The sequence below is a fragment of the Microbacterium sp. LWH12-1.2 genome (assembly GCF_040675825.1).
Taxonomy (GTDB): Bacteria; Actinomycetota; Actinomycetes; order Actinomycetales; family Microbacteriaceae; genus Microbacterium.
Window position 1 is genome coordinate 2,607,241 of record NZ_JBEGIJ010000001.1, and the last position, 23,097, is coordinate 2,630,337.

26 protein-coding genes and 1 riboswitch are annotated in these 23,097 nt (G+C 68.2%); of the genes, 16 read left to right on the top strand and 10 right to left on the bottom strand.

Annotated features, from left to right (window positions below):
• Positions 1-3: 3 nt before the first annotated feature.
• Positions 4-396 carry a hypothetical protein gene (locus MRBLWH12_RS12335; protein ID WP_363549297.1) on the top strand — a complete coding sequence of 131 codons (393 nt, stop codon included), beginning with the start codon at positions 4-6 and terminating at the stop codon, positions 394-396.
• Here MRBLWH12_RS12335 and MRBLWH12_RS12340 read toward each other — a convergent pair.
• Complete coding sequence (locus MRBLWH12_RS12340) at positions 384-1,961, bottom strand: DUF4407 domain-containing protein (RefSeq protein ID WP_363549299.1); 1,578 nt, start codon at positions 1,959-1,961, stop codon at positions 384-386. The two genes, MRBLWH12_RS12335 and MRBLWH12_RS12340, sit on opposite strands and share 13 nt — an antisense overlap.
• Before the next feature lie 104 nt (positions 1,962-2,065).
• Here MRBLWH12_RS12340 and MRBLWH12_RS12345 point away from each other — a divergent pair, with 104 nt between their 5' ends.
• Positions 2,066-2,536, top strand: coding sequence for a SixA phosphatase family protein (locus tag MRBLWH12_RS12345; RefSeq protein ID WP_341977264.1), 471 nt, complete (start codon positions 2,066-2,068; stop codon positions 2,534-2,536).
• Positions 2,537-2,557: 21 nt separating this feature from the next.
• Here MRBLWH12_RS12345 and MRBLWH12_RS12350 read toward each other — a convergent pair whose 3' ends face one another.
• Positions 2,558-3,127: a TetR/AcrR family transcriptional regulator gene (locus MRBLWH12_RS12350; protein WP_341977262.1), complete on the bottom strand. Its 570-nt coding sequence runs from the start codon at positions 3,125-3,127 to the stop codon at positions 2,558-2,560.
• A gap of 64 nt (positions 3,128-3,191) precedes the next feature.
• On the opposite strand from MRBLWH12_RS12350, the gene MRBLWH12_RS12355 reads away from it, so the two are divergent.
• On the top strand, positions 3,192-3,875 hold the full coding sequence (locus MRBLWH12_RS12355) for an NAD(P)H-dependent oxidoreductase (RefSeq protein ID WP_363549301.1): 684 nt from the start codon (positions 3,192-3,194) through the stop codon (positions 3,873-3,875).
• Here the strand turns inward: MRBLWH12_RS12355 and MRBLWH12_RS12360 are convergent.
• Positions 3,818-4,540, bottom strand: coding sequence for a FadR/GntR family transcriptional regulator (locus MRBLWH12_RS12360; RefSeq protein WP_363549304.1), 723 nt, complete (start codon positions 4,538-4,540; stop codon positions 3,818-3,820). The two genes, MRBLWH12_RS12355 and MRBLWH12_RS12360, sit on opposite strands and share 58 nt — an antisense overlap.
• Positions 4,541-4,705: 165 nt before the next feature.
• Here MRBLWH12_RS12360 and MRBLWH12_RS12365 point away from each other — a divergent pair, with 165 nt between their 5' ends.
• From MRBLWH12_RS12365 to MRBLWH12_RS12380, 4 genes are read left to right on the top strand one after another with little or no spacing between them, the layout of a single operon-like run.
• Complete coding sequence (locus MRBLWH12_RS12365; RefSeq protein WP_363549306.1) at positions 4,706-5,944, top strand: aminotransferase class V-fold PLP-dependent enzyme; 1,239 nt, start codon at positions 4,706-4,708, stop codon at positions 5,942-5,944.
• Between the two features lie 33 nt (positions 5,945-5,977).
• Complete coding sequence (locus tag MRBLWH12_RS12370) at positions 5,978-7,291, top strand: ABC transporter substrate-binding protein (RefSeq protein WP_363549308.1); 1,314 nt, start codon at positions 5,978-5,980, stop codon at positions 7,289-7,291.
• A gap of 4 nt (positions 7,292-7,295) precedes the next feature.
• Complete coding sequence (locus MRBLWH12_RS12375; protein WP_363549310.1) at positions 7,296-8,243, top strand: carbohydrate ABC transporter permease; 948 nt, start codon at positions 7,296-7,298, stop codon at positions 8,241-8,243.
• Complete coding sequence (locus MRBLWH12_RS12380) at positions 8,240-9,130, top strand: carbohydrate ABC transporter permease (protein WP_363549312.1); 891 nt, start codon at positions 8,240-8,242, stop codon at positions 9,128-9,130. The genes MRBLWH12_RS12375 and MRBLWH12_RS12380 overlap by 4 nt, the downstream gene beginning before the upstream one ends.
• Positions 9,131-9,158: 28 nt before the next feature.
• On the opposite strand, the gene rlmN is transcribed toward MRBLWH12_RS12380, so the two are convergent.
• Positions 9,159-10,439: a 23S rRNA (adenine(2503)-C(2))-methyltransferase RlmN gene (gene rlmN, locus MRBLWH12_RS12385; RefSeq protein WP_363549315.1), complete on the bottom strand. Its 1,281-nt coding sequence runs from the start codon at positions 10,437-10,439 to the stop codon at positions 9,159-9,161.
• Positions 10,440-10,509: 70 nt separating this feature from the next.
• On the opposite strand from rlmN, the gene MRBLWH12_RS18820 reads away from it, so the two are divergent.
• The 4 genes from MRBLWH12_RS18820 to MRBLWH12_RS12405 all read left to right on the top strand — a co-directional run bounded on the left by MRBLWH12_RS18820 (position 10,510) and on the right by MRBLWH12_RS12405 (position 13,254).
• Positions 10,510-11,082, top strand: a complete 573-nt coding sequence (locus tag MRBLWH12_RS18820) for a ribosomal protein L7/L12 (RefSeq protein WP_363549317.1) — start codon at positions 10,510-10,512, stop codon at positions 11,080-11,082.
• A 65-nt stretch (positions 11,083-11,147) separates the two neighbouring features.
• A complete protein-coding gene (locus MRBLWH12_RS12395) occupies positions 11,148-11,786 on the top strand; it encodes a bifunctional 4-hydroxy-2-oxoglutarate aldolase/2-dehydro-3-deoxy-phosphogluconate aldolase (protein ID WP_363549319.1) in 639 nt (212 codons plus the stop codon).
• A gap of 143 nt (positions 11,787-11,929) precedes the next feature.
• On the top strand, positions 11,930-12,517 hold the full coding sequence (locus MRBLWH12_RS12400; RefSeq protein ID WP_363549322.1) for an ankyrin repeat domain-containing protein: 588 nt from the start codon (positions 11,930-11,932) through the stop codon (positions 12,515-12,517).
• A complete protein-coding gene (locus tag MRBLWH12_RS12405) occupies positions 12,514-13,254 on the top strand; it encodes a sulfite exporter TauE/SafE family protein (protein WP_363549325.1) in 741 nt (246 codons plus the stop codon). The genes MRBLWH12_RS12400 and MRBLWH12_RS12405 overlap by 4 nt, the downstream gene beginning before the upstream one ends.
• Before the next feature lie 26 nt (positions 13,255-13,280).
• Here the strand turns inward: MRBLWH12_RS12405 and MRBLWH12_RS12410 are convergent, their stop codons facing one another.
• Positions 13,281-14,114, bottom strand: coding sequence for an SDR family oxidoreductase (locus tag MRBLWH12_RS12410; protein ID WP_363549327.1), 834 nt, complete (start codon positions 14,112-14,114; stop codon positions 13,281-13,283).
• Between the two features lie 87 nt (positions 14,115-14,201).
• The gene (locus MRBLWH12_RS12415; RefSeq protein WP_363549329.1) at positions 14,202-14,960 is read right to left on the bottom strand and encodes an SDR family NAD(P)-dependent oxidoreductase; all 759 of its coding nucleotides are present in this window, start codon (positions 14,958-14,960) and stop codon (positions 14,202-14,204) included.
• A gap of 345 nt (positions 14,961-15,305) precedes the next feature.
• Here MRBLWH12_RS12415 and MRBLWH12_RS12420 point away from each other — a divergent pair, with 345 nt between their 5' ends.
• Positions 15,306-16,031: an aminoglycoside 3'-phosphotransferase gene (locus MRBLWH12_RS12420; RefSeq protein WP_363549332.1), complete on the top strand. Its 726-nt coding sequence runs from the start codon at positions 15,306-15,308 to the stop codon at positions 16,029-16,031.
• Positions 16,032-16,081: 50 nt separating this feature from the next.
• A complete protein-coding gene (locus MRBLWH12_RS12425) occupies positions 16,082-16,855 on the top strand; it encodes an SDR family NAD(P)-dependent oxidoreductase (RefSeq protein ID WP_363549334.1) in 774 nt (257 codons plus the stop codon).
• An 11-nt stretch (positions 16,856-16,866) separates the two neighbouring features.
• Here the strand turns inward: MRBLWH12_RS12425 and MRBLWH12_RS12430 are convergent, their stop codons facing one another.
• Positions 16,867-17,115: a hypothetical protein gene (locus MRBLWH12_RS12430; RefSeq protein WP_363549336.1), complete on the bottom strand. Its 249-nt coding sequence runs from the start codon at positions 17,113-17,115 to the stop codon at positions 16,867-16,869.
• A 357-nt stretch (positions 17,116-17,472) separates the two neighbouring features.
• Here MRBLWH12_RS12430 and MRBLWH12_RS12435 point away from each other — a divergent pair, with 357 nt between their 5' ends.
• Both MRBLWH12_RS12435 and MRBLWH12_RS12440 read left to right on the top strand, forming a co-directional pair.
• Positions 17,473-17,898 (top strand): hypothetical protein, encoded by a 426-nt coding sequence (locus MRBLWH12_RS12435; RefSeq protein ID WP_363549338.1) that lies wholly within the window; start codon positions 17,473-17,475, stop codon positions 17,896-17,898.
• Positions 17,899-18,029: 131 nt separating this feature from the next.
• A complete protein-coding gene (locus MRBLWH12_RS12440; protein ID WP_363549339.1) occupies positions 18,030-18,245 on the top strand; it encodes a DUF4190 domain-containing protein in 216 nt (71 codons plus the stop codon).
• Positions 18,246-18,313: 68 nt separating this feature from the next.
• On the opposite strand, the gene MRBLWH12_RS12445 is transcribed toward MRBLWH12_RS12440, so the two are convergent.
• The 3 genes from MRBLWH12_RS12445 to MRBLWH12_RS12455 all read right to left on the bottom strand — a co-directional run bounded on the left by MRBLWH12_RS12445 (position 18,314) and on the right by MRBLWH12_RS12455 (position 21,200).
• Complete coding sequence (locus MRBLWH12_RS12445; protein ID WP_363549341.1) at positions 18,314-19,102, bottom strand: energy-coupling factor transporter transmembrane component T family protein; 789 nt, start codon at positions 19,100-19,102, stop codon at positions 18,314-18,316.
• On the bottom strand, positions 19,099-20,556 hold the full coding sequence (locus MRBLWH12_RS12450) for an ABC transporter ATP-binding protein (protein ID WP_363549343.1): 1,458 nt from the start codon (positions 20,554-20,556) through the stop codon (positions 19,099-19,101). Before MRBLWH12_RS12450 ends, MRBLWH12_RS12445 begins: the two co-directional genes overlap by 4 nt.
• Positions 20,556-21,200, bottom strand: coding sequence for an ECF transporter S component (locus tag MRBLWH12_RS12455; protein ID WP_363549344.1), 645 nt, complete (start codon positions 21,198-21,200; stop codon positions 20,556-20,558). The genes MRBLWH12_RS12450 and MRBLWH12_RS12455 overlap by 1 nt, the downstream gene beginning before the upstream one ends.
• A riboswitch (TPP riboswitch) is annotated at positions 21,191-21,301 on the bottom strand. (Overlaps the previous gene by 10 nt.)
• 114 nt (positions 21,302-21,415) lie before the next feature.
• On the opposite strand from MRBLWH12_RS12455, the gene MRBLWH12_RS12460 reads away from it, so the two are divergent.
• Entirely contained in the window at positions 21,416-22,945 is a 1,530-nt protein-coding gene (locus MRBLWH12_RS12460) for a D-alanyl-D-alanine carboxypeptidase family protein (RefSeq protein ID WP_363549347.1), read from the top strand.
• The last annotated feature ends 152 nt before the right edge of the window (positions 22,946-23,097 follow it).

The window sequence follows — 23,097 nt, forward strand, 5'->3', positions numbered from 1 at the left end:
GGGATGCTTCTTGATCCAATCGACCCGGAATGGACCATTGCCCAGCTGCTCGACTGGCTCGGCGACGACTCCCGTCAGCACGATGACGCCCTCCGGCATCGCCTTGCCGTGATCGAGGCTGCGCTCACGGGCGCACCCTGGAGCGCCACCCCCTCGACCGTCGCACTGATCCGCTCGATCGCCGACGCAGCGCGCAGGACCCCCTCGTTCCGCAGGATCCGGATCAGCAGCCTCGCCCAGCACCGCCGCTCCGACCCGTCGCCCCTCGCGCCGGACGCCCGCCTCGGCGAAGTGCGCTTGCCTCGGCCGCTCTCCGCGAATCCGGCCGAGGCAAGCGCATTCGGCCGAGCGGAGCGAACGCCTCAGCACACGGAACGCAACGCTCAGGTGGCCTGAACAGGAACGCGACGCGTGGCGGCCGGCTCAACGGGCTCAACGGGCTCCGCAACCGAGACCGCAGCATCCGTCGCGCTCGCCCCGGATGCGACGATCTCGGCTCGATCGCGGAAGCCCTCAGCGGTGACCCGGTCGAGGGCGACCTGCTTGCGGATCGCCGCTGCCTTCTCGTACAGCGTCGGCTCTCCGTACGAGGTGAGAACCTTCACCAGCACGGGCAGCAGCTCGATCATGAAGAACAGCGCCGCGATCAGGAGGTGCGCCCACAGGATCGTCGGCTCCTTCTCGGAGAGCCTGTTCAGGCCGCTGATCTGGCTGAGCAGGCCGATCGCTCCCGCGTTGCCCTGCGCCACGGCATCCGCTCTGCCGTTGTATGCGGCGAGCGCCTGATCGTACGACTCCTGAGCGGCCGGCAGCTGGTCGTTCGCCTGCTGGCGGTTCTGCGACTCCGAGGCCGAGGTGTTCTCCTTCGCGGCGCTGCCGGCGGCGGCGAGCTCCTCGTTCGCGACCCGCAGCTGCTCGGCGAGCGCGTCGTAGGTCTGCTGCGTCTGCGCGAGTTGCGCCTGCGCGGCGTCGGAGCTCGCGCCCTCCCCGTTCACACCGGTGCAGCCGGGCACTGTGCCCACGCCTTCACCGGTCAGCTCGCACTGGTAGAGCGCACGTGCCTGATCGATGACACCCTGCTGGGTCGTCATCTTCGCGGTCAGGTCGTCGACGGTCGCCTGCGCCGCCGACTCGCTCGCCGAGGCCGACCCGGTGCCGGCGACGATACCCGTCGCCGCCTGGTTCTCGAGTTCGGCGAGACGGGCGGATGCCTCGTCCAGCGCCTTCTTCTCGGGGCCGCTCTCCAGCGCATCCTGGTCGGACTGCGACTGGGTGATGTTGGTCGATGCCACCTCACGCGCGATGTCATTGTGGAACACCTGCAGCACGAGCGGCTCGGCCACGACGAAGCCGATGATCGCCGCCATGATGACGCGCGGAATGGCGAGGCCGATGAGCTTCCAGACGTTCCTGGTCGAGGTCATGGTCGACGTGAGGAAGCGGTCCAGGTTGAAGATGATGAGCGCCCAGACCATCGCGAGCGGCACGGCCAGCCAGATCGCTGCCTGCACGCCGGTGGTCAGGGCGAACAGCATCGAGATCGCCGAGACCAGCGCGGTGCCGGCGAGCACGAAGAACATCTGCACGAAGCGCGGGGTCTCGCCGGGCACCTTGTCGAGGATCTCGCCCTCGGCACCGCCGAGGATCGCGAGGGTACGGGCCCGAGATCCGGGTACCCGGGTCTTCTTCACACGCTTCTGGCGGGGTGCGCGCGGGGGACGCGGAGCGGGCGCCGGCGCTGCAGACGCTGGCACATCGGCCGGGTCGATCACGGCTGTCGGGCGCGTGGTGGTGTCGGGAGCATCCGGCACCGGAGTCGTCGGGGAGTCGCTGCCGGTGGGTTCGAAACTGCGCAGGAAGTCGAGGTCCTCGTCGGAAACCGTGCCGTCGGGGGCGCCGGATTCGAAGGAGATCCGCCCCTGCGAATCCATCTGGCCGGGGCGATGCGCGGAATAAGCCATCCTTCGAGAGTAGGAACCCACGCCTGGGCGAACCCCGGAAGATCCCTGCGAGCGGCTCACAGGTTGGGGATGCGCATGCGCTCCGCCGATGCCAGGCTTGTCGCATGAAGACCCTGCTGCTGGCCCGCCACGCGAAGTCGGACTGGGCTTTTCCGCACCTCTCCGACCATGATCGGCCGCTCAACACTCGAGGGCGTCGCGATGCCCCTGCGATGGCGCGGCGCCTCACGGACGACGGAGTCGGCGTCGATCACATCGTCTCGAGCACTGCGACGCGCGCCCGGAGCACCGCCGACGAGTACGCCGCGGCGTTCGGCATCACGGTGGTCGAGGAGGCGCAGTTGTACGCGGCATCCGCCCGTTCGATCCTTGCGATCGCGGCAGCCCTTCCCGAGCAGAGCAGCGTCGCCATGCTCGTCGGCCACAACCCCGGCATGAGCGACGCCGTGGCCGAGCTCACCGGCGAGTTCGTGCAGTTGCCGACCTGCGCCGTCGCGGAATGCGCTGTCGACGTCGGATCGTGGAGCGAGCTCATCGAGGGCAGCGGACGGCTGCTGAGGATCCACACACCCTGAGCGCATCAGGGAGTGCGGACATCACCCCCGCAGCATCCGCCGCAGCGTCGAGTCGCTGACCAGCAGCGCCGCATCCAAAGGGAGATGCCCGGCCCCGCACAGCAGACCGAGGCCGTGCACGAGCCCCCAGACGCCCAACGCATCCTGCGCGTCGGGGAGACCGGCGGCGACGGCTGCCGATCCCAAGACCTGTTCGAGCTCGGCGATCAGTGGAGCCATGGTCTCGCTGGGCTCACCGGGGACGCACACCGTGGGGTCGTAGATGACGTCGAAGCCGTGCGGATGCTCCACCGCGAAACGCAGGTACGCGGCCCCGCCGTCGACCAGCGCAGCGACCGGGTCGGCGGCATCCGCGATCGCCGTGCGCACGACATCGACGAGGTCCGCCATGCTGCGTTCGGCGAGGACCTTGAGCAGCCCCCGCCGGTCGGCGAAGTGATGATACGGGGCGTTGTGACTCACGTCTGCGGCCCGTGCCACCTCTCGAAGGCTGATCTCCTGGGCGGGTTTCTCGGCGAGCAGCTGCATCGCCGCGGCCTCCAGCGCATGCGCGAGATCGCCGTGGTGATAGCCAGATCGGGAACTTGACACGAGCAACATTCTCTCCTATGTTGACACTGTCCAGCAAGTTGACACTGTCCAGATCGGAGAAATCATGGCAACCGCACTCGTCATCGACGGCCACCCTGACGCACGTTCCCTCACCGCAGAACTCGCCCGTCGCTACGCCGCGGCGCACGGCGATGCCCGCGTGCTCGCGCTGCGCGACCTCGACTTCGACCCGCATCTGCGGTTCGGCTACCGCGAGCGGATGCCACTCGAAGACGACCTCGCCGATGCCAAGCTCGCCCTGCAGGCGGCGAAGACGATCGTGATCGCGACCCCGCTCTGGTGGGGCTCGGTTCCGGCAGTGCTCAAAGGTTTCTTCGACCGCGCACTGCTTCCGCAGCAGGAGTACCGCTACACGAGTCTCGGCCTGCCCCAGGGGCTGCTCCCCGCTCGGCGCGGTCGACTGCTCCTGCTCGCCGACACCCCCTGGTACGCGGCGCCATTCACCGGCCTGCCTGCGCAGACGCAGGTCGCCCGCAACACGATGCGCCTGTGCGGCATCCGCTCCGTCCGCACGCACCGGATGCTCGGCGTCAAGGGTGCCGACGAGGCGAAGATTGCTCGCTGGCTCACGCGTGCAGAGCAGCTGGGAGCGACTGATGCCCGACGCGATCACTCCGATTCAGACGCCGGCCGGTCGGGCGTCCCGACGCCTGCCGCATCGGTTCGCGATCAGGCGGGCCCCGTCGAGCCGGTTCCCTCGTCGGCCGCATCGCTGGTGCTCGGCTGAAGCTGACGGAGCCAGTACTCGGTCTGCGCGACGTGGGCGGCCGCCGCTGCAGAGGCGGCCACCGGGTCTCGCGCTTCGAGCCCCCGCAGAATGGCGCGGTGACCGGCGTCGGAGTGGAGCTTGAGCTGGGCGGCATCGACGGGGTCGGCGATGCGGAACTCTCGAGACCGCGAGCGCAGCACATCGACCAGGCTGGTGAGTGCATCATTGCCGGCCATGGCGGCGATCGTCATATGGAAGGCGTGGTCGAGCTCTGAGTGCTCATCGAAGTCCGAGCTCGACTCGATCTTCCCGAGCAGGGCGTCGAGCTCACCGATGATCTGCGGATTCACCCGCGCCGCCGCCAGCGCCGCGGAGTGCGACTCCAAGGCGCGTCGGAGCTCGATCAGCTCGAGTACGCCGTCCATCGGCAACAGGCCGACCGTCAGCGACAGCACGGTGATGAGGTCAGCGGCGTGCAGCTCGCTGACGTAGCTTCCCGACCCATGACGGGTGTCGAGAACGCCAAGGGCTGCGAGCATCCTGATCGCCTCACGCAAAGAGCCACGAGAGACGCCGAGCTGCTCGCAGAGATCTCCTTCGCTCGGCAGGCGATCACCCGGGCGCAGCGTGCCGTCGGCGATGAGGGCCCGCAGTCCGTGCAGAGCAGTGTCGAGCGCAGTCATTGGCCCTCCTTCTCAGCAATTGTGCCACGGCCGGATGGCGGTCACGATCAGCGCCGCATCCCGAGTTGTATAACGACTTTCGTGATTTTCTCGTTTTGGGTGGCGAATACGGCGACTTCATGGCAAGGTTGTGCAACAACTTGGTTCACGACATTGTGAGGATGCATGGCACAGCCCGAGATCGCGACCGCCCCGGTGCGTTTGGCATCCGGCGGACCGGCCCGCGATGCCTGGCCGCTGGACCCCGAGGTGATCCACCTCAACCACGGATCGTTCGGCGCGGTGCCGACCGAGGTCATCACCGCTCAGGAGGAGCTGCGGCGGCAGGCCGACCTCAGCCCGGTCGCCTGGTATCCGCGACTGGGTGACCTCGTCCGCCAGGCGCGGGAGCAGACCGCGCCGTTCGTCGGGGCGAGCGCAGAAGCGAGCGCCTTCGTCCCGAACGCCTCCGCCGCAGCGACCGTCGTCTACAACAGCCTCCGCCTCGAGCCCGGCGACGAGATCCTCGTCACCAACCACGGGTACGGTGCCGTCACGATGGGCGCGGCGCGTCTCGCCCGACGCTTCGGAGCGCGCGTTCGCACGGTGAACCTGCCGCTGCAGGCCACCGACGAGGAGGTCGTCAGCATCTTCCTCTCCGCGCTCTCTGCACGCACCCGACTCATCGTGATCGATCAGATCACCTCGCCGACCGCCCGGACGCTCCCGACACGTCGTGTGGCGGACGCGGCTGCCGAGCGCGGAGTGCGCACCCTCGTCGACGGGGCGCATGCACCGGGGCTGGTCCCCGATGCATCGGCGGTCGGCGGAGGCGACTGGTGGTTCGGGAACATGCACAAGTGGCCGTGTGCGCCGCGCGGTTCGGCCCTGCTGGTGACGGCCGCGTCCGATCGCGATGACCTCTGGCCCCTCATCGACTCCTGGGCTGCGGAGCAGCCGTATCCGGACCGATTCGACACCCAGGGCACGATCGACGCCACGACGTACCTGAGCACACCGGCCGCGATCGAGTTCATCGGCCGTGAGTACGGCTGGGACGCCACCCGCCGCACGATGGCCGATCTCGCCGATCAGGGGGCGGAGATCATCGCTGCGGCGCTGCAGCCGTACACGAGCCAGCGCGCGCTCACGCCGCTGCCGTCCCCTGTCCCGTCGATGCGGCTGGTCCGTCTTCCGGACGGCCTCGGCGCGACACGCGAGGACGCCGACGAGCTCAGGATGCAGCTGCTCGACGAGACGCGCGTCGAAACGGCGTTCACCAGTTTCGAAGGCGCCGGCTACTTCCGTCTCTCGACGCATCTGTACACCGAGATCGGTGACTTCGAAGCGTTCGTCGAACGCTGCGTTCCCGCCATCCTGGCGCGAGCCGGCATCCGACGTTCGCCGGACTCCGTCGTGCTCTGACCCACCCACCCCCATCAAGAAACGAGGCACACCGTGAAGCACAAGCGTTTGGCACTGGCCGCGGGGATCGGCACCGTCGCCGCCCTCGTCCTGTCCGGTTGTACCGGCGGATCGTCGAACGGCGAATCCGCCGACGGCACCGTCACCCTGCAGATGGTCGAGAGTCTGACCAATCCGGCCCGCACCGATCTCATCCGCGGGCTGCTCGACACGTTCGAGGAGGAGAACCCCAAGATCAAGGTCTCCTTGATCTCGCCGCCCACCGAACAGGCCGACCAGAAGATCCAGCAGATGCTGCAGTCCGGCAAGGGCGTCGATGTGCTCGAAGTGCGCGACATCACCGTCGGGCCCTTCGCGAACAACGGCTGGCTGTACGACATGAACAAGGACCTGTCCGACTGGGACGGCTGGGATGCGCTCACCGACAACGCGAAGGCGGTGGCCGAGGGAGACGGAAAGAGCTATTTCGTCCCCTACGGCTTCTACGGCCTGTCGCTCTTCTATCGCACCGACCTCATCAAGGAGGCGGGCTTCGATGAGCCGCCGCACAGCTGGGAGGAACTGCTCGAGCAGGCATCCGCGATCCAGGATCCGGCGAACAACATCTACGGCTACGCCTTCCGCGGCGGTCCGAACGCCAACAGCAACGTCGTCGCCGCGATCGAGGCCTACGTGATCGACGACCTCGATGTCGATGACGCGTTCCTCCTCGAGGACGGATCGACGATCTTCGCCGCCCCCGAGGCGAAGGACGCGCTGGCCGACTACTTCGCACTGTTCGAGAAGGCATCCCCGCCGTCAGCGGTGTCGTGGGGCTACCCGGAGATGGTCGCCGGGTTCACCAACGGCACGACGGCGTTCCTGCTGCAGGACCCCGAAGTCATCGCCACCGTTCAGGACTCCTCGTTGACCGAAGACCAGTGGAACACCGCACCGCTCCTGGTCGGCCCGACCGGCAAGGCGGCGCAGCCGCTGGCCGTCGCCGGCTGGGGAGTCGCCGAGGGGAGCACCCAGAAGGAGGCGGCGGTCAAGCTGGTGGAGTTCCTCTCCTCCGCGGAGCCCGCCACCGAGTTCGCCCAGGCCAACAGCCTGGTGCCGATCATCGCCGACGCGGCCGAGGACGACTTCTACTCCTCCGGTCCGTGGACCAGCTACGTCACGATGACCGAGGACCCGGAGACCTACGTCAACGTGCAGCAGCCGCGCGGCGTGAGCTGGTGGACCGAGTGGATCCAGAAGGCCGACCAGGAAGTGCAGAGCGTGCTGCTCGGAAACATGACCCATGAGGAGCTGCTGGCTTCGTGGGACACGTTCTGGACCGAGAAGTACGCCGCGGAGAAGGGCTGACCCGGTGAGCACGGCGACGAGCACGAGAGGTCCCGCCGGTTCGACCGGCGGGGCCTCCCCCGGCGCGAGGAAACGGCCGTTCCGCGGCCGTCATGCGTGGACGATCCTCGCGTTCCTGGCCCCGGCGATCGTGTTCGTCGGCTGGTTCATCTACTACCCGATGCTGCAGGGCGCGAGGATGGCGTTCCACGACTGGAACCTGTGGGATCTCACCTCGACTCCCTTCGTCGGCTTCGACAACTTCCTGACGATCTTCCGCGACCCGGCGTTCCCGACGGTCGCGCTGAACACGGTGCTGTGGGTCGTCGGCTCACTCGTACCGCAGTTCGTGATCGGCTTCCTCATCGCGCTGGCCCTCCGCAAGCGCTTCCGCTTCCGCGGCTTGTACCAGGCGCTGATCTTCTTCCCCTGGGCCGTGTCGGGATTCCTGATCGGGATGCTGTTCCGTTGGATGTTCAACGCCGAGTTCGGGGTCGTCAACGACCTGCTCATGAAAGCGGGCCTCATCGAGGCCCCGCTGCCCTGGCTCGCTGATCCGAAGCTCGCGATGTTCGCCGTGATCATCGCGAACATCTGGTATGGCGTGACGTTCTTCGCGATCATGATCCTCGCCGCCCTCCAGTCCGTTCCGGACGAGGTGCTGGAGGCGGCGAGCCTGGACGGCGCAGGGCGGGTGCGGCAGTTGTTCTCGATCGTCATCCCGTACATCTCGATGACGTTGCTCCTGACGATCCTGCTGCGAGTGATCTGGATCTTCAACTTCCCCGACATCATCTACGCGATGACCGGCGGCGGGCCCGCGAATCAGACGCACATCATCACGACCTGGATGATCAACTACACCCAGCAGGGAAACTACGGCATCGCCAGTGCGATCGGACTGATCGTCGTGGCGTTCCTGTTCATCTTCTGCGCGTTCTACCTCATGACCATGAGGAAGGTGAACCGATGACCATCACGCAGACCAGGCGCATCACGGTGCCCGATGCCGCCAAGGCTCCTCGAACGGAGCGACACCTCACCATCGGCGGGGTGCTGAAGGCGGGCGGGCTCGCGCTCTGGCTGCTCCTCACCCTGTTCCCGCTGTACTGGATCGCCCTGACCTCGTTCAAGGCGCCGGCCACGATCAGCCGGTTCCCGATCGAGTACTGGCCCAGCGAGCCCTCGCTCGCCAACTACGTGAGCCTGTTCGAGAACAGCAGCTTCGGCGTCTTCCTCGCGAACTCCGCGTTGATCTCGCTGGCTGCAGGGCTCACCTCCACGCTCATCGCACTGCTCGGCGCTTACGTGATCGCCCGCTTCGAGTTCCGCGGCAAGGGAATGGTGCTCATCGCGTTCCTGCTCACGCAGATGATCCCGACGTTCATCGCACTCGGACCGCTGTACTCGATGATGAGCGATCTCGGTCTCGTCGACAGCAAGTTCGGCCTCATCCTCGTCTACGTCGCCGTCTGCATCCCGTTCTCGACGGTCATGCTGCGCGGGTTCTTCGAGAACGTCCCGAACGCGCTCGAGGAGGCGGCGATGATCGACGGATGCTCGCGCATCGGAGCGCTGTTCCGCGTGCTCGTCCCGGTGATGACGCCCGGCATCGTCGCCGCGTTCATCTTCAACTTCGTCAACTGCTGGAACGAGCTGTTCCTGTCGGTGGTGCTCATGAACACCGACTCGAATCGCACGGTGCCGTCGGCACTGAACGGCTTCATCTCGACGTTCAACATCGACTGGGGCTCGATGTCAGCGGCCGCCGTGCTGACGATCCTGCCCACGATGGTGATGTTCGCCGTCGCCAGCCGCTGGATCGTGCAGGGCCTGACGGCCGGCGCGGTGAAGGAGTAGCCCCGCTTTCATCGGCGGGAGGGCCGAGTCAGGCCATCGCTGCCGAGGCGGCTTCGTCCTCTGTCGTCGCGACGAGCTGGCCGCAGGCCCCGTCGATCTCCTTGCCGCGGGTGTCGCGGAGGGTCGTCGGGATGCCGGCGTCGTTGAGGCGGCGCACGAATTCGTTCTGCACGTCGCGGGTCGACGAGGTCCAGATCGAGCCGGGCGTCGGGTTCAGCGGGATCGGGTTCACGTGCACCCAGCCGCGACCGCGGGCGTTGAGCTTCTCCGCGAGGAGGTCGGCGCGCCAGGCGTGGTCGTTCATGTCCTTGATCAGCGCGTATTCGATCGAGACCCGGCGGCCGGTCTTCTCGTAGTACTCGCGTGCGGCGTCGAGGGCCTCGTCGACCTTCCACTTCGAGTTCACCGGGATGAGCTCATCGCGCAGGTGGTCATCCGGAGCGTGCAGCGACAGGGCGAACGTGACCGGGATGCCTTCGTCCGAGAGCTTCTTGATGGCCGGCACGAGTCCCACGGTCGATACCGTGATGCCGCGAGCGCTCATGCCGAGGCCGTCGGGCTGCTCGGCGACCATCGTGCGCACGGCATGCATCACCCGGTTGTAGTTGGCGAGCGGCTCCCCCATGCCCATGAACACGATGTTGCTCACCCGCTCCATCGAATGGTCATCGGCCTTCTTGCCGCCGAGACCGCCCTCGGCGATGAGGCGGTTCGCGCGGACGATCTGCTCGATGATCTCCGCCGACGACATGTTGCGGGTGAGCCCCGCCTGTCCGGTGGCGCAGAACGGGCAGTTCATGCCGCATCCGGCCTGGCTCGACACGCACAGCGTGATGCGCCCGGGGTACCGCATGAGCACGGACTCGACGAGCGCGCCGTCGTGCAGCCGCCAGAGGAACTTGATCGTGTCTCCGCGGTCGGTCTCGAGGCGCCGCACCTCGGTGAGCAGCGGCGGCAGGAGCCCCGCGACGAGCTGCTCACGGATGTCGGCCGGCAGGTCGGTCATCTGCTCCGGGTCGGAGGTGTAGTGCTTGAAGTAGTGGGTCGCGAGCTGCTTCGCGCGGAACCCGGGAAGGCCGAGCTCCTTGACCTTCTCGGTGCGCTCCGCCGGGGTGAGGTCGGCCAGGTGCACCGGCGGCTTGCCACGCTTCGGGCTGGCGAACTGCAGGAGCGGACGCCCCTCGGCATCCTTCTTCTGCGTCCAGCCCTCTGTCGCGGGGCGCACCTGGGCGGGCTTCGTGGAGCGGACCTTGCCCTGCGGGGACGCGGATGCTGGTCGCGTGTCGCGCGCGCGGGGATTCTCGGTCATTCTCCCAGGGTACGCGCTGTCGGATGAGAAGCACCTGGGGCGCGGATGCCCGTCTCTCTAGACTGAGCCGATGGAGATCTTCTGGATCATCGGCATCGTCGTCGGCTTGATCGCCGTCGTCGCCATCCTCGCCGCCGCCCTCCGCGGAATGCGGCCGAAGATTCCGGAAGCGCAGACGTTCGCGCCGGTACCGGTCATGAGGTCGTCGACGGCGAGCCCGAAGACCGCGACCCCCGCGGGGACCTCGCCCGAAGTGATCGCGCAGATCGATCGACTCATGGCGGCCGGCAAGAAGGTCCAAGCGATCAAGGTGCTCCGCGACCATGCGAAGCTCAGCCTCAAGGAGGCGAAGGACCGGATCGATCACTGGTCGATCAGCACCACCGCTGCGCACATCGCCGCCGTCTCGAACACCTCCCCCACGCGGTCGTCGATTCCGACGGCCTACTCGTCGAACGCCGCGCCCCACTCGTCCGGTTCCGGTCGGTCCGCGCTTCCCGCTTCCGTCGTCGCCGATATCGACAGACTCATCGCCGGGAACCAGAAGATCCACGCGATCAAGCTGGTGCGCGAGCACACCGGCCTGGGCCTCAAGGAGGCCAAGGACATCGTCGAGGCTTGGGTTCCTGGCCGCTCGCGCTGACTCCGGCTCGCGATCGGGCGCCGGCGCGGAGAGAATGGGCTGACGTCCGTTCCCGAAGGAGACACATGTCCGACCGCCTCGACCGCGCCCGCAGCACCGGGGTCCTCGCCGTGCTCCGCGCCTCCACCCCCGAACTCGCACTGGAGGCATCCGAGGCGATCATCCGGGGCGGCGTCACCGGGATCGAGGTGACCTTCTCCACTCCCGATGCTCCGGCCGTGATCCGTGAGCTGATCGCTCGACACGGCGAATCCGCCTACATCGGCGCCGGCACCGTCACCACTCCCGAGCAGGCGACCCTTGCCGCAGACGCCGGTGCGGAGTTCCTCGTCAGCCCGGGCACCCTCCCCGACCTCACCCGCGCGATGCTCGACACCGGACGCGCGGTGATGACCGGCGCGATGACGCCGACCGAGGTGATGACGGCGCTCGCACTGGGCGTCGACGTCGTCAAGATCTTCCCGGCGTCGCTCGGCGGTCCCTCCTACCTCGGGTCGCTGCGCGGACCGTTCCCGGATGCTCCGCTCATGCCGACCGGTGGGGTCACGCCCGACAATCTCGCCGCCTGGTTCGCGGTCGGCGTTGTCGCGGTCGGCGCAGGCGGCGACCTCGCGAACGGTGCGTCGATCGCCGCATCCGACTGGGCCGATATCGAGCAGCGTTCGGCACGCTTCGCGGCCTCCCTCGCGGCCGTCCGGGGCTGAGCATCACACGGGCCCGGGCGCGCGGGATGCGCACAGGACCGGCGCTCTTCGCGGCAGCGATCGCGGCGAGCGCGCCGGCGCTGTCAGCGTGTACCGCGCTCGAGCCCTCAGCATCCGCCACTTCATCCACCGAGGAATCCGCCATGTCGCACGCCACCCGTGACCTGCTCGCCGCAGCCGCCCAGGGCGATGCCGGCGCTGTTCGCAATGCGCTCGATGCCGGTGCCGACATCGACGCGCGTGGCGACGGCGGCATGACGGCGCTGGTCGCGGCCAAGAAGGCGAACCACGTCGACGCGGCGCGGGCGCTGATCGAGGCCGGCGCCGACGTCAACACCAAGGACGACATCCAGGACTCCGCCTACCTCTACGCGGGCGCTCGCGGTCACGACGAGATCCTGCGTCTCACCCTCGACAACGGCGCCGATCTGAAGAGCACCAACCGCTACGGCGGCACAGCTCTCATCCCGGCATCCGAGCGCGGCTTGCTCAGCACCGTGCGGATGCTGCTCGAAGCGGGCGTCGATCCGAACCACATCAACAACCTGCACTGGACCGCCCTGCACGAGGCGATCGTGCTCGGCGACGGCTCGGCGCGCTACGCGCAGGTGGTGCGTGCTCTCATCGACGGCGGTGCGGACATCACGATCCCTGACGGCGATGGCGTGCTCCCCCGCCAGCTCGCCGCCTCCCGAGGGTACGACGCCATCATCGCCGAGCTCGATCGGTGATCGAACTCAGCGCGTGGGCGTGGGCGGCACTCGGACTCGCCGCGGTCGTCACCGGAATCTCGAAGTCGGCGATCCCCGGCGGCTCGACCCTCGCCGTCGTGCTGTTCACTGCGGTGCTGCCCGCACGCACCTCGACCGCGGCGATGCTGCTGCTCTTCATGGTCGGCGACGTGTTCGCGCTCATCGCCTACCGGCGGCACGCGCACTGGTCGACGCTGATCCGTCTGGCTCCAGCGGTGATCGCCGGCCTCCTGGTCGGTTTCGCGTTCCTCGCCTTCGCCGACGACGCCATCGTGCGGCGGGCGGTCGGCGTCATCCTGCTGCTGATGATCGCGGTGACGCTCTGGCGCCGGCATCGACAGTCGACGGCGGATGCCGCGGCATCCGGGATCCTGCTGTCCACCACCTACGGCACCCTCGGCGGCTTCACCACGATGGTCGCCAACGCGGGCGGACCGGTGATGGCGATGTACTTCCTCGCGACGCGCACGCCGGTGCAGGTGTTCCTCGGCACCTCGGCGTGGTTCTTCGCGATCATCAACCTGGTGAAGGTGCCGTTTCTCGCCGGCCTCGGACTGATCGACGCTCAGGTGCTGCTGATGGATCTGGTGCTCGCTCCACTCGTCGTGATCAGCGCCCTTGTGGGGCTGCGCATCGCGCGCCGCATCCCCCAGCAGTTGTTCGACAGGATCGTGATCGTGCTGACGGTCGTCGGCGCGGTGTACCTGCTGATCTGAGCGAAGGCTCCCGGACGAACGCGCCCTCAGTCGAGGAAGATGTCCGGGAACAGCGCGTTGTCGGGAGTGCCGGGAATCGCCGCGTACTTCGAGAAGTCCGTCACGCCGTCCGCCTCGAGCACGTCCTCCACGATCAGATTCTGACCGGTGTACTCGCGCGCAGGCTTGAGGAGCACCGCGTAGGCGGCATCCGCATAGATGTCGGCCGTGCGGCTCGCCGCCATGACCTTGTCGCCGCCGAGGAGGTTCTGCACCGCCGCGGTCGCGATCGTGGTGCGCGGCCACAGCGTGTTCGCGGCGATGCCGTCGCGCGCGAACTCGGCCGCGAGGCCGAGCGTCACCATCGTCATGCCGAACTTCGCGAGCGTGTAGCCGGTGTGCGCGCCGAGCCACTTCGGCGACGGGTTCAGCGGCGGAGACAGCGAGAGGATGTGGGGGTTCGCAGCATCCTTGAGGATCGGCACCGCGGCGCGCGACAGCATGAACGTGCCACGGACGTTGACGTCCTGCATCAGGTCGTACTTCTTCGCGCCGAGTTCCAGCGAGCGCGACAGGTCGATGACACTGGCGTTGTTGATGACGATGTCGATGCCGCCGAACTCACCCTGCGTCTTCAGCACGGCCTCGGTGATGTCATCGTCATCGCGCACGTCGCCGACGATCGGCAGCGCGTTGCCGCCGGCCGCGCGGATCTGCTCTGCGGCGGAGTGGACCGTGCCCTCGAGCTTCGGGTGCGGAGTGTCGGTCTTCGCGAGCATGGCGATGTTCGCCCCGTCACGCGCTGCGCGCAGTGCGATTGCCAGCCCGATCCCGCGGCTGCCGCCGGACATCAGAATCGTCTTTCCAGCCAGTGTGCTCATGTCTCTCCTTCGTCCAACCGGTCGTTCCCGTCGCAGAGAAGCCCGGTATCGGTGGATCTTTCCGTGCTCTTCTGCGACGGGAGCGGATTACTTCGGTGCCATGCGGATCGCGCCGTCGAGGCGGATCGTCTCACCGTTGAGGTAGCTGTTCTCGACGATGTGCTGCACGAGCGCCGCGTACTCATCGGGCCGACCGAGACGGGACGGATGCGGCACCTGCTGGCCGAGAGAGTCCTGGGCCGCCTGCGGCAGACCCATCAGCATCGGGGTCTCCATGATGCCGGGGGCGATGGTGCAGACGCGGATGCCGTAGCGAGCGAGTTCGCGGGCGATCGGCAGCGTCATGGCGTGCACGCCGCCCTTCGACGCCGAGTACGCCGGCTGGCCGATCTGGCCGTCGAATGCGGCGACGGATGCGGTGCTCACGATCACTCCGCGGTCGCCGTCGATGAGTTCGTTCTTCGCGATGACGGCGGATGCCTGCGAGATGACGTTGAACGTGCCGACCAGGTTGATGCGGATGATGCGCTCGAAATCGCCGAGGACGGCAGGGTTGCCTTCGCGGTCGAGCACCTTCGCCGGCGGCGCGATGCCGGCGCAGTTGACGACGATGCGCAGCGGGGCCGCTGCCTGCGCCGTGGCGACGGCGGCTTGCACCTCTTCGACGCTGGTGACGTCGGCCGGGGCGAATGCGCCACCGATCTCGGCGGCGAGCTCGACCCCATGGGAGGAGGCGAGGTCGACGATCGTGACGTGGGCGCCGGCAGCGGCGAACCGTCGGGCTGTCGCGAGGCCGAGCCCTGAGGCTCCGCCGGTGATGAGCGCACCCTGTCCGGTGATCTGCATTCTGTTCTCCCTCGAACGTCATTGTGCGACTGAGTCTCAGCTTACGTGGTTCTTGGTTTCACCACGAGATCTTGTTGGCACCCCACGAAGGGTGTGGGCTGAGAGCATGGAACTGCGTCGGCAAAGAGCCTACGACACCGCCACTGCCGACGACGCAGCGGAACGTGCTGCCGGAGCGAGCTCGAGTGCTCGCGGTTCATAACTCAGGAAGTTCTTCAGCTCTTGGCGCGGATCTCGACGTTCAGCCCCGGCTTTCCGGGGTCCCGCCCTTCGACCCGTGCCGATTCTCCTGAGTTGTGAACCGTATCCGGCCGTGACCCGAGGCGGGAACGGCAAGATGGAGGGATGTCGATCCCCGCCGAACCCGTTGCGATCCCCGCACAGGTCAGTGCTCTGGCGCGCGGTGCCGCGCTCACTCCGGTGTGGCGGAACGGCATCGGCGGCCTGACCTTCCGCACCGACGACGGCCGGTTCATCAAGTGGGGGCCGCTGGATCCCGAAGCGAACATGCACGATGAAGCCGAGCGGATGCGGTGGGCGCGGCGTTGGATCACGGTTCCGGAGGTGCTCGAACAGGGGCAGGATGCCGAGCACGAGTGGCTCGTCACGATCGCGCTCGACGCTCGCAGCGCCGTCGACCCGAGGTGGGCTGAGGATCCCGGAACCGCCGTGCGCGCGGTCGGCGAGGCGCTGCGCGCGATGCACGACACGCTGCCCGTCGCGGACTGCCCATGGGAATGGAGCGTGCCGACTCGAATCGCGATCGCCGAGCGGCGCGGCATCGAGATTCCCGATGCCTTCCGCGATGCGCCGGAGATCGATCGACTGGTCGTCGCCCACGGGGACGCGTGCATGCCGAACACCCTGCTCGCCGCCGACGGCCGCTGGACCGCGCACGTCGACCTCGCGGCCCTCGGCACCGCCGACCGCTGGGCCGACATCGCGGTCGCCTCGATGAGCACCGAGTGGAACTGCGGCCTCGGATGGGAAGACGCGCTCATCGAGGCCTACGGCGTCGAACCCGACCGCGAACGACTCGCGTACTACCGCGACCTGTGGAATGCGACCTGAGCCGCCCCTCGGGCTCCGAAACTCAGAAGCGTGACGCTTAGAATGACGCGATGACCCCGCCGTCCAGATCCCTCGCCGGTATGCGCATCCTCATCGTCGGCGGAGGCGGTGGCGGTATCGGGTCTGCGATCACGAGGCATCTCGCGAGCCTCGGCGCACGCCTGGCGATCGCCGACATCGACTCCACGCGCGTATCGGACGCGGCTGCGGAAGTCGCCGCGGCCGGGGGCACGGCTGCAGGCTTTCCCGTCGACGTCCGCGACGCAGCACAGTTGACCCAGCTCGTCGCCGAGACCGTCGCGGCCTTCGGAGGAATCGACGCCGTGGTCACCGTCGTCGGCGGACAAGTGGCTTTCGTGCCATCAGCGCGCCTGCACGAGATGCGCGACGAGGACTGGGACACGATGTACGAGATCAACCTGCGCTACGTCGCCCGCCTCATCCGACTCGTCCTGCCGCACTTCCTCGCTCAGAAACACGGGGTGATCGTCAGCGTCGGGTCGGTCACCGGCTTCATGGGCGCGCCGGGTCAAGGCGCCTACGGAGTGATGAAGGCCGGACTCGCCAGCCTGGCGCGAACCGTGGGCGCCGAGTACGCGGCCGACGGCATCCGGATGAACGTCGTCGCCGGCGGCGCGATCAGCACCCCCGTGGCGAACAGCGACGCCGCCGATTGGATCGATGAGATACCGATGGGTCGCACCGGAACCCCGGACGAGGTGGCAGCGGCCGTGGCCTACCTCTGCTCATCGGAATCCCGCTACATGACCGGACAGCAGATCGTCATCGACGGCGGAGTGTCGTCTCGGGGACCGTTCCACTAGCCTCGGGGCTCTCAGGGCGCCTGCCGAAGGTTCTCCGCCGCCGTGAGCACGGTGCTGGCGGTTGCGAGGTCACGCGGAGTGGTGTCGAGTGCCTCGGCGATGCGTGCCAGATCAGCCAGCGTGAAACCTCCGCCACGGATGCCTGCGTTCAGATCCGCGGCGGTCATCCCCGCCTCGCCGAGGACCTGAGTCACCGACTTCCCGTTGCGGCGGCGAAAGCGCTCCAGCGCGTGCACATGGATCACGACCTGATTCACCATGTTCGGGCCTTCCTCGCTCTGACTCTGTCAACGGTCTCGCCATGCGTGGATGAGCCCCATGCATGGATCAGGAACAGGGGAGGAGGTAGCCACCCGTCCTCCCCTGCCGGGCCGAGACCCGGATCCTCCCCGGCGTGGGAGCGTCGGTGAGGAGAGTGAGCGACCCCAGATCACTCACCGCGGGCGCGGCTGCAGGGGCAACCGTCACCCATCTATAGAGATGGCCGGCTGCTGATTCCATTACGCGACACTCCATCTCCGGTGCCCGCTGGCGTCGGAGTTCCGCGTAATGGAATCGCCGTGGCGGACTCTCCTCATATGGAGAACCGTCTACTACACCCCGAGAATCCGAAAACCATGGCACCCCTTCCCATCGCCCCCGTCGTATCCGAACTGCTCACCGCGATCGGCCAGGTCGGAGTCTGGACGGCTGTCCTCGGTGCGGTGGCGCTAAGCGTGGCGATCGCATTCGACGCAGCCGGGCTCGCGGGCGGTGCAGCGGCAATCTGGCTGACGGGAGGCATCCTCGGCCTTGCGCTGTGGCACTCCGGTGACGGGATGACGCCACTCGCCTCCGGCTTCGCACTGCTGCTCGCCGTGGGGGTCGGAGCCGCCTGGCGATCCGCGAGGAGAAGAGCAGTGTGGAGGCGCATCCGATCGGCGCTCGCTCGACCGACAACAACGTTCCCCCGGATGAAGCGAGAACCGGCACCGACGCCGGTACCGGTACTCGTGGTCTCGTCCCTGCACGGTGCGCAGCCGCGCCCCGTGCTCGAACGATGACCGGCCCGCGCATGGGGGCAGATACCGCCCGCCGCCGGGGCGAAGAACGTGCGCCCCGGCCGCAACCGGCTCGCTCGACCCATATCGCTTCGCAGACGGTCGTACCGGCTCAGACGAACACACTCGCCATCGTGGCGTTGATCAGCGGCCTCGCCGGGGTCGCCTTCCTCGTGCCCGTTCTCGGTCCGCTGGTCGCAATCGCGGCCGGCTATGCCTCTCGTCGCCAGATCACCGCGCGCCGCCAGGGCGGGCGCCGACTCGCCGACGCGGGAGTCGTGCTCGGCTCGGTGGGACTCGCACTGACGTGCATCCTCATCGGCGTTCTGGTGCTGCACCAGTGGATCTGACGATCTGACGCAGGTCCCTCAGAGCGATTCGGGAACATGTTCCCGAATCGGTGCCGATGTGGCTCGCGTCAGCTCGGCCCGAGGATGAAGTTCCAGGCGCCGGTGACGACGGCCGCGGCGATCGCGAGCGCGGAGATCGCGGCACCGACTGCCAGCAGCATCCATTCCCGCCAGCCGAAACGCGATTCGCGCGCCCACGTGCGGGCGACCGGTGCGCCGAATCCGCGCGCTTCCATCGCCGTCGCGAGTTTCGCTCCCCGGCGGATCGACAGCACCAGGAGCGCGAACGCCATGCCGAAGAAGCGGCGGATCCTGCCTCGGTCGGCGACGCCGCGCGCCCGGCGGGCGAGCTCGAGCGCACGCCAATCGTCGATGAAGAGCCCGACCATACGCAGCCCCGCCAGGGCGCCGAGCACGAAACGCGCGGGCAGGCGGACGATCTGCGCCAGCCCATCGGCGAGGTCGGTCGGATCCACCGTGATGAACAACACGACCGACGGCAGAGCGATCGCGAGCACCCGCAGCATCGTCGCCAGCGCCAGGGCGAGGGAGCCGTCGCTGATGCGCAGCACGAACCAATCGACGTAGACCGTTCCGCTCGTCTCGCCGTAGAGGGCGATCGTGAGCCCCGTGAGCGGAGCCGCGAGCCACACCGGCCAGGTGCGCACCCAGAACTCGCGCCAGCCGATCCCCGCGAAGAGGAACAGCACGCACTCCAGCACGAGCGCAGTGGATGCCGATACCGGGTCGAGCGTGAGGATCAGCGGGATCGCGACCAGTGCGCTCACGCCGAGTTTGGCGACCGGGTTGATCTGCGCGAGCCCACCCGTGCGCGCATGCGAGTCGAGGACCGTCATCCCGCACCGCCCAGTTCGAAGCGCTCGGCGTGCAGCGCCCTCGCGACATCGACGTCATGGGTGATCGTCACGATCGCCGTCCCGTCATCGCGAAGGGCGGCGAGCATGGCGACGAGTTCCGCCCAGGTGCGGGCATCCTGCCCGAAGGTGGGCTCGTCGAGGACGAGCACGCGCGGTCGGGTCGCCAAAGCCGCCGCGACCGTCAGCCGTCGCTTCTCGCCGCCGGAGAGCGTATACGGATTGGCCAGCGCGAGGCGGTCGAGCCGCAGCCGCGTGAGCAGTTCGTCCCTGCGTTCCGCGATCTCGTCCTCCGCCATGCCGAGCGCGCGCGGTCCGACGGCGAGCTCGTCGCGTACGGTCTTGGCGAGCAGCTGATGCTCCGGCTCCTGGAAGACCAAGCCGATACGCGTCAGCAGGTCGCGCGATGCCCAGTGGATGGGTTCCTCGCCGATGTCGGAGGCCAGGGCGACGGATGCCGTGAGCCGGCCGGCGGCCGGTGGCAGGAGTCCAGCGAGCGTGAGCCCGAGCGTCGACTTTCCGGCACCGTTCGGCCCGGTGATGGCCAGCACCTCCCCGGCGCGCACGTCGAGGTCGATGCCCGAGGCGACCGGTCGGCCCTTCACCCGTGCGACCGCAAGGTCTCGGGCCGATAGCAGCGGTTCCCCAGGTCCGCGGCGCGGGGGCGACGGCGGTACGGGGGCGAATCCTGGCACCCAGACGCCGTCGGCTGCGAGCCGAGCGCCCTCGACGCCGAGCACGCGGTCCGGCGAGCCGTCAGCCACGACGCCTCCCTGGCCGATCACGATGACCCGGGTGATCAGCGGCAACCAGACGTCGAGGCGATGCTCGACGACGATCAGCGTGGCCGGCTGCGCCTGCAGCATCCGCTCGACCGCGTCGCGCACCTCGATGACGCCCTGCGGATCGAGGTTCGCCGTCGGCTCGTCGAGGAGCACGAGCCCCGGTTGCATCGCGAGGATGCCGGCGAGCGCGAGGCGTTGCTTCTGCCCGCCGGAGAGCGCCTTCGTCTGCCGGTCGAGGGGCACGTCGAGGCCGACCGCGTTCAGTGCGGCGCCGACGCGCGACCAGATCTCCGGCCGCGGCACACCGAGGTTCTCGCATCCGAAGGCGACATCGTCGCCCACCCTCGCGAGGATGACCTGCGAATCCGGGTCCTGCAGCACCAGGCCGCTGCGACCTCGCGTGGCCGACGCGGGCGCCCCGTCGACGAGCAGTTCACCGGTGCTCTCGCCCTCTTCGTCGCCGCCGAGGACGCCGGCGAGTCCGTGCATCAGGGTCGATTTCCCCGACCCCGAAGCACCGAGCACGAGCACCCGCTCCCCCGGCTCGATGCGGAAGGAGATCTCCTCCAGCGCCCAGGCGAGACGGCTCGCGTGCCGCCAGCCCCAGCCGCGCGCCTCGACGGCGGCGGGGCCGGTGGTACTCGCGCTCATCAGACCCGGACGCGCGCCTCGCGCCCGGAACCGAATCTGTCGAGGGCTCCGGTGGCGGCGATGCCTCGCGCCAGCACCCAGGACAGGATGCCGGCGATGATGGCGCCCGAGATCACGGCGCTGATCAGGTAGACGACGGTGAAGGTCGGGCCGGATCCTGCGTACCAGAGGATCAGGTTGTTGATTCCTCCGGCAAGAGCCGCACCCGCGCCGGCGAGCGCCGCGACCGGCAACGACCAGCGCTTGTAGAAGAAGAGCAGGAAGATGAGTTCGGCGCCCAACCCCTGCACGAGTCCGGCCTCGATGGTGAGGAATCCGCCCCACTGGTTGCCGACGAGTGCGGACACGACCGCAGCGAGCACCTCGGTGTAGATCGCAGCGCCCGCCTTGCGGATGATCAGGCCGCCGAGCACGCCGGCGAACAGCCACGGCCCGTCGAGCAGGCCCTGCACGCCGGGAAGCAGCGGTTCGAGCAGTGCTGCGGGGCCGAGATAACCGACGTTCCAGGCCAGGAAGATCAGGCCGGCGGCGACGCCGATGACACTGGCGACGACGATGTCGACGATGCGCCAGCGCCAGATCTCAGGACGACGCAGGCCCTTTGCCTCGGACGTGGCCACCGATGTGGGCGTGGATGTACTCATCTGAACTCCTCCCTGCGCTGGCATGACCCAGATCAGGTTCGACGGTCGAAGCGCGATCGCTCCCTCTCAGCCCGGCTCGCCGGACTCCCGTGGTTGTGCTGTCGATCTTACTCTCGCCGCTGCCCGCGCGATTCCCCTCTCGCGGCGGACGACTTTCACAGGCGCGGAGGCGGGATACGCCGCGAATTCCTTGAATGATTCGGTAGCGTGTGCAGGTGACCCTTCGTGACGCGCGCCCGGATACGGGATCGGATGCGGCGGCCGCACCCGCGTCGATCGATGACGCGGCGGTGGCCGAGACCGCACTGTCTGATGCTGCACTGCCGGATGTCGCTGCGATTGCCGGATCCGGAGCAGTCGAATCCACAGCCCCCGCTCGCTGGGCCGATGCCGGACGCGGCGCGACCGCGCTGACCTGGGTCGATCCGGCGACGATCGCGAACGAGACGCGGCCAGGGACGCTCGACGGCCCGATCGCAACGGCGAACGGCGCGAGCCTTTTGAAAGGTGCCCGACTGCGCAGCGGTTTCGCCCAGCCGCAGACGCTGGTGCCGCTCGGGATCCTCGCAGGGCTCGTCGCCGCCTATGCCGGAACGACGTTGCTGTGGCCCCTGCACGAGATCGCGCCGACAGTGCAGGCAGTCGAGTTCGAAGCGGCATCCGCACCGCCCGCATCGCTCACCTGGCCGACGCAGGGCAGCGCGGCCGTCGGCGTCGAGGGCGTCGGCGCGGTCGCCTCCGCTCTGGACGAAGCGGGCATCGCCAGCATCACGAAGGTCGTCAGCACCCTGATGGTGCTGGACAGGCTCCCGCTCGCCGTCGGCGAGCAGGGCCCGGAGTACTCGTTCACTCTCCAGGACAGCGAGGACTACTGGGATTACCGGATCGCGGATCAGTCCTCGCTGGATGTTCCCGTCGGTGGCACGTTGACGGAGTTCCAGATGCTGCAGGGCATTCTGCTGGGCTCTGCCAACAACTACATCGACCGGCTGTCCGACGAGATCTGGGGCTCGGAACGCGCCTTCGCCGATGCCGCTGAGGTGTGGCTGCGCGAGCGCGGACTCGAAGGCATCACCGTGGTGACCCCTTCTGGTTTCGATGAGGGCAACACCGCGACGCCGGAGGCGCTGGTCAAGCTCGCGCAGCTCGCCATGGAGAACCCGGTGTTCGCGAGCATCGTCGGCACGAAGTCGGTCGATATTCCTGGTGTCGGCGTGGTGACCAACGGCAACGGGATGCTCGCGGATGCGGGCGTCGTCGGCATTAAGACAGGCACCCTCGAGTACTACAACCTCCTCACGGCGAAGGACGTCGCGGTCGGAGACACCACCGTCCGGCTCTATGCCGCCGTCCTCGGTCAGAACGGCGACGACGAACGCCTCGCCGTGACCCGCACGCTCTTCGCCGAGGCCGAAGCAGCTCTGCAGACGCAGAAGCCGACGGTGCCCGCGGGCACTGTCGTCGGCGAGGTGCAGACGGTGTGGGGCGAGTCGGCGAAGATCGTGACGGATGCCGATGCCGCCGTCATCCTCTGGAATGCCGGCACCGCAAAAGTGACCCCCGAGTTCGACCTGGGCAACACCCAGGCGGCCGGCGACGTGGTCGGAACGCTCACGGCGACCGGGCCGCTGAACACCGCCGAGACGAAGCTCACCCTCGCCGATGAACTCGCGGGCCCGAGCCCGTGGTGGCGGCTGACGCATCCGCTCGAACTGTTCGGGATCGCCGAGTCCGCTCAACGCTGACCGGTCTCGCCTGCAGCATCCGTTTCCCCCGCCCCTTCATCTGACACACGAACGAGGCGCCACCTGAGGGAGCTGCACGAGGCAGCCACCCAACACGCCCAGGGACCCGCACAACGCGAGACGCCCCACCCCGCGCGATGCGGAGTGGGGCG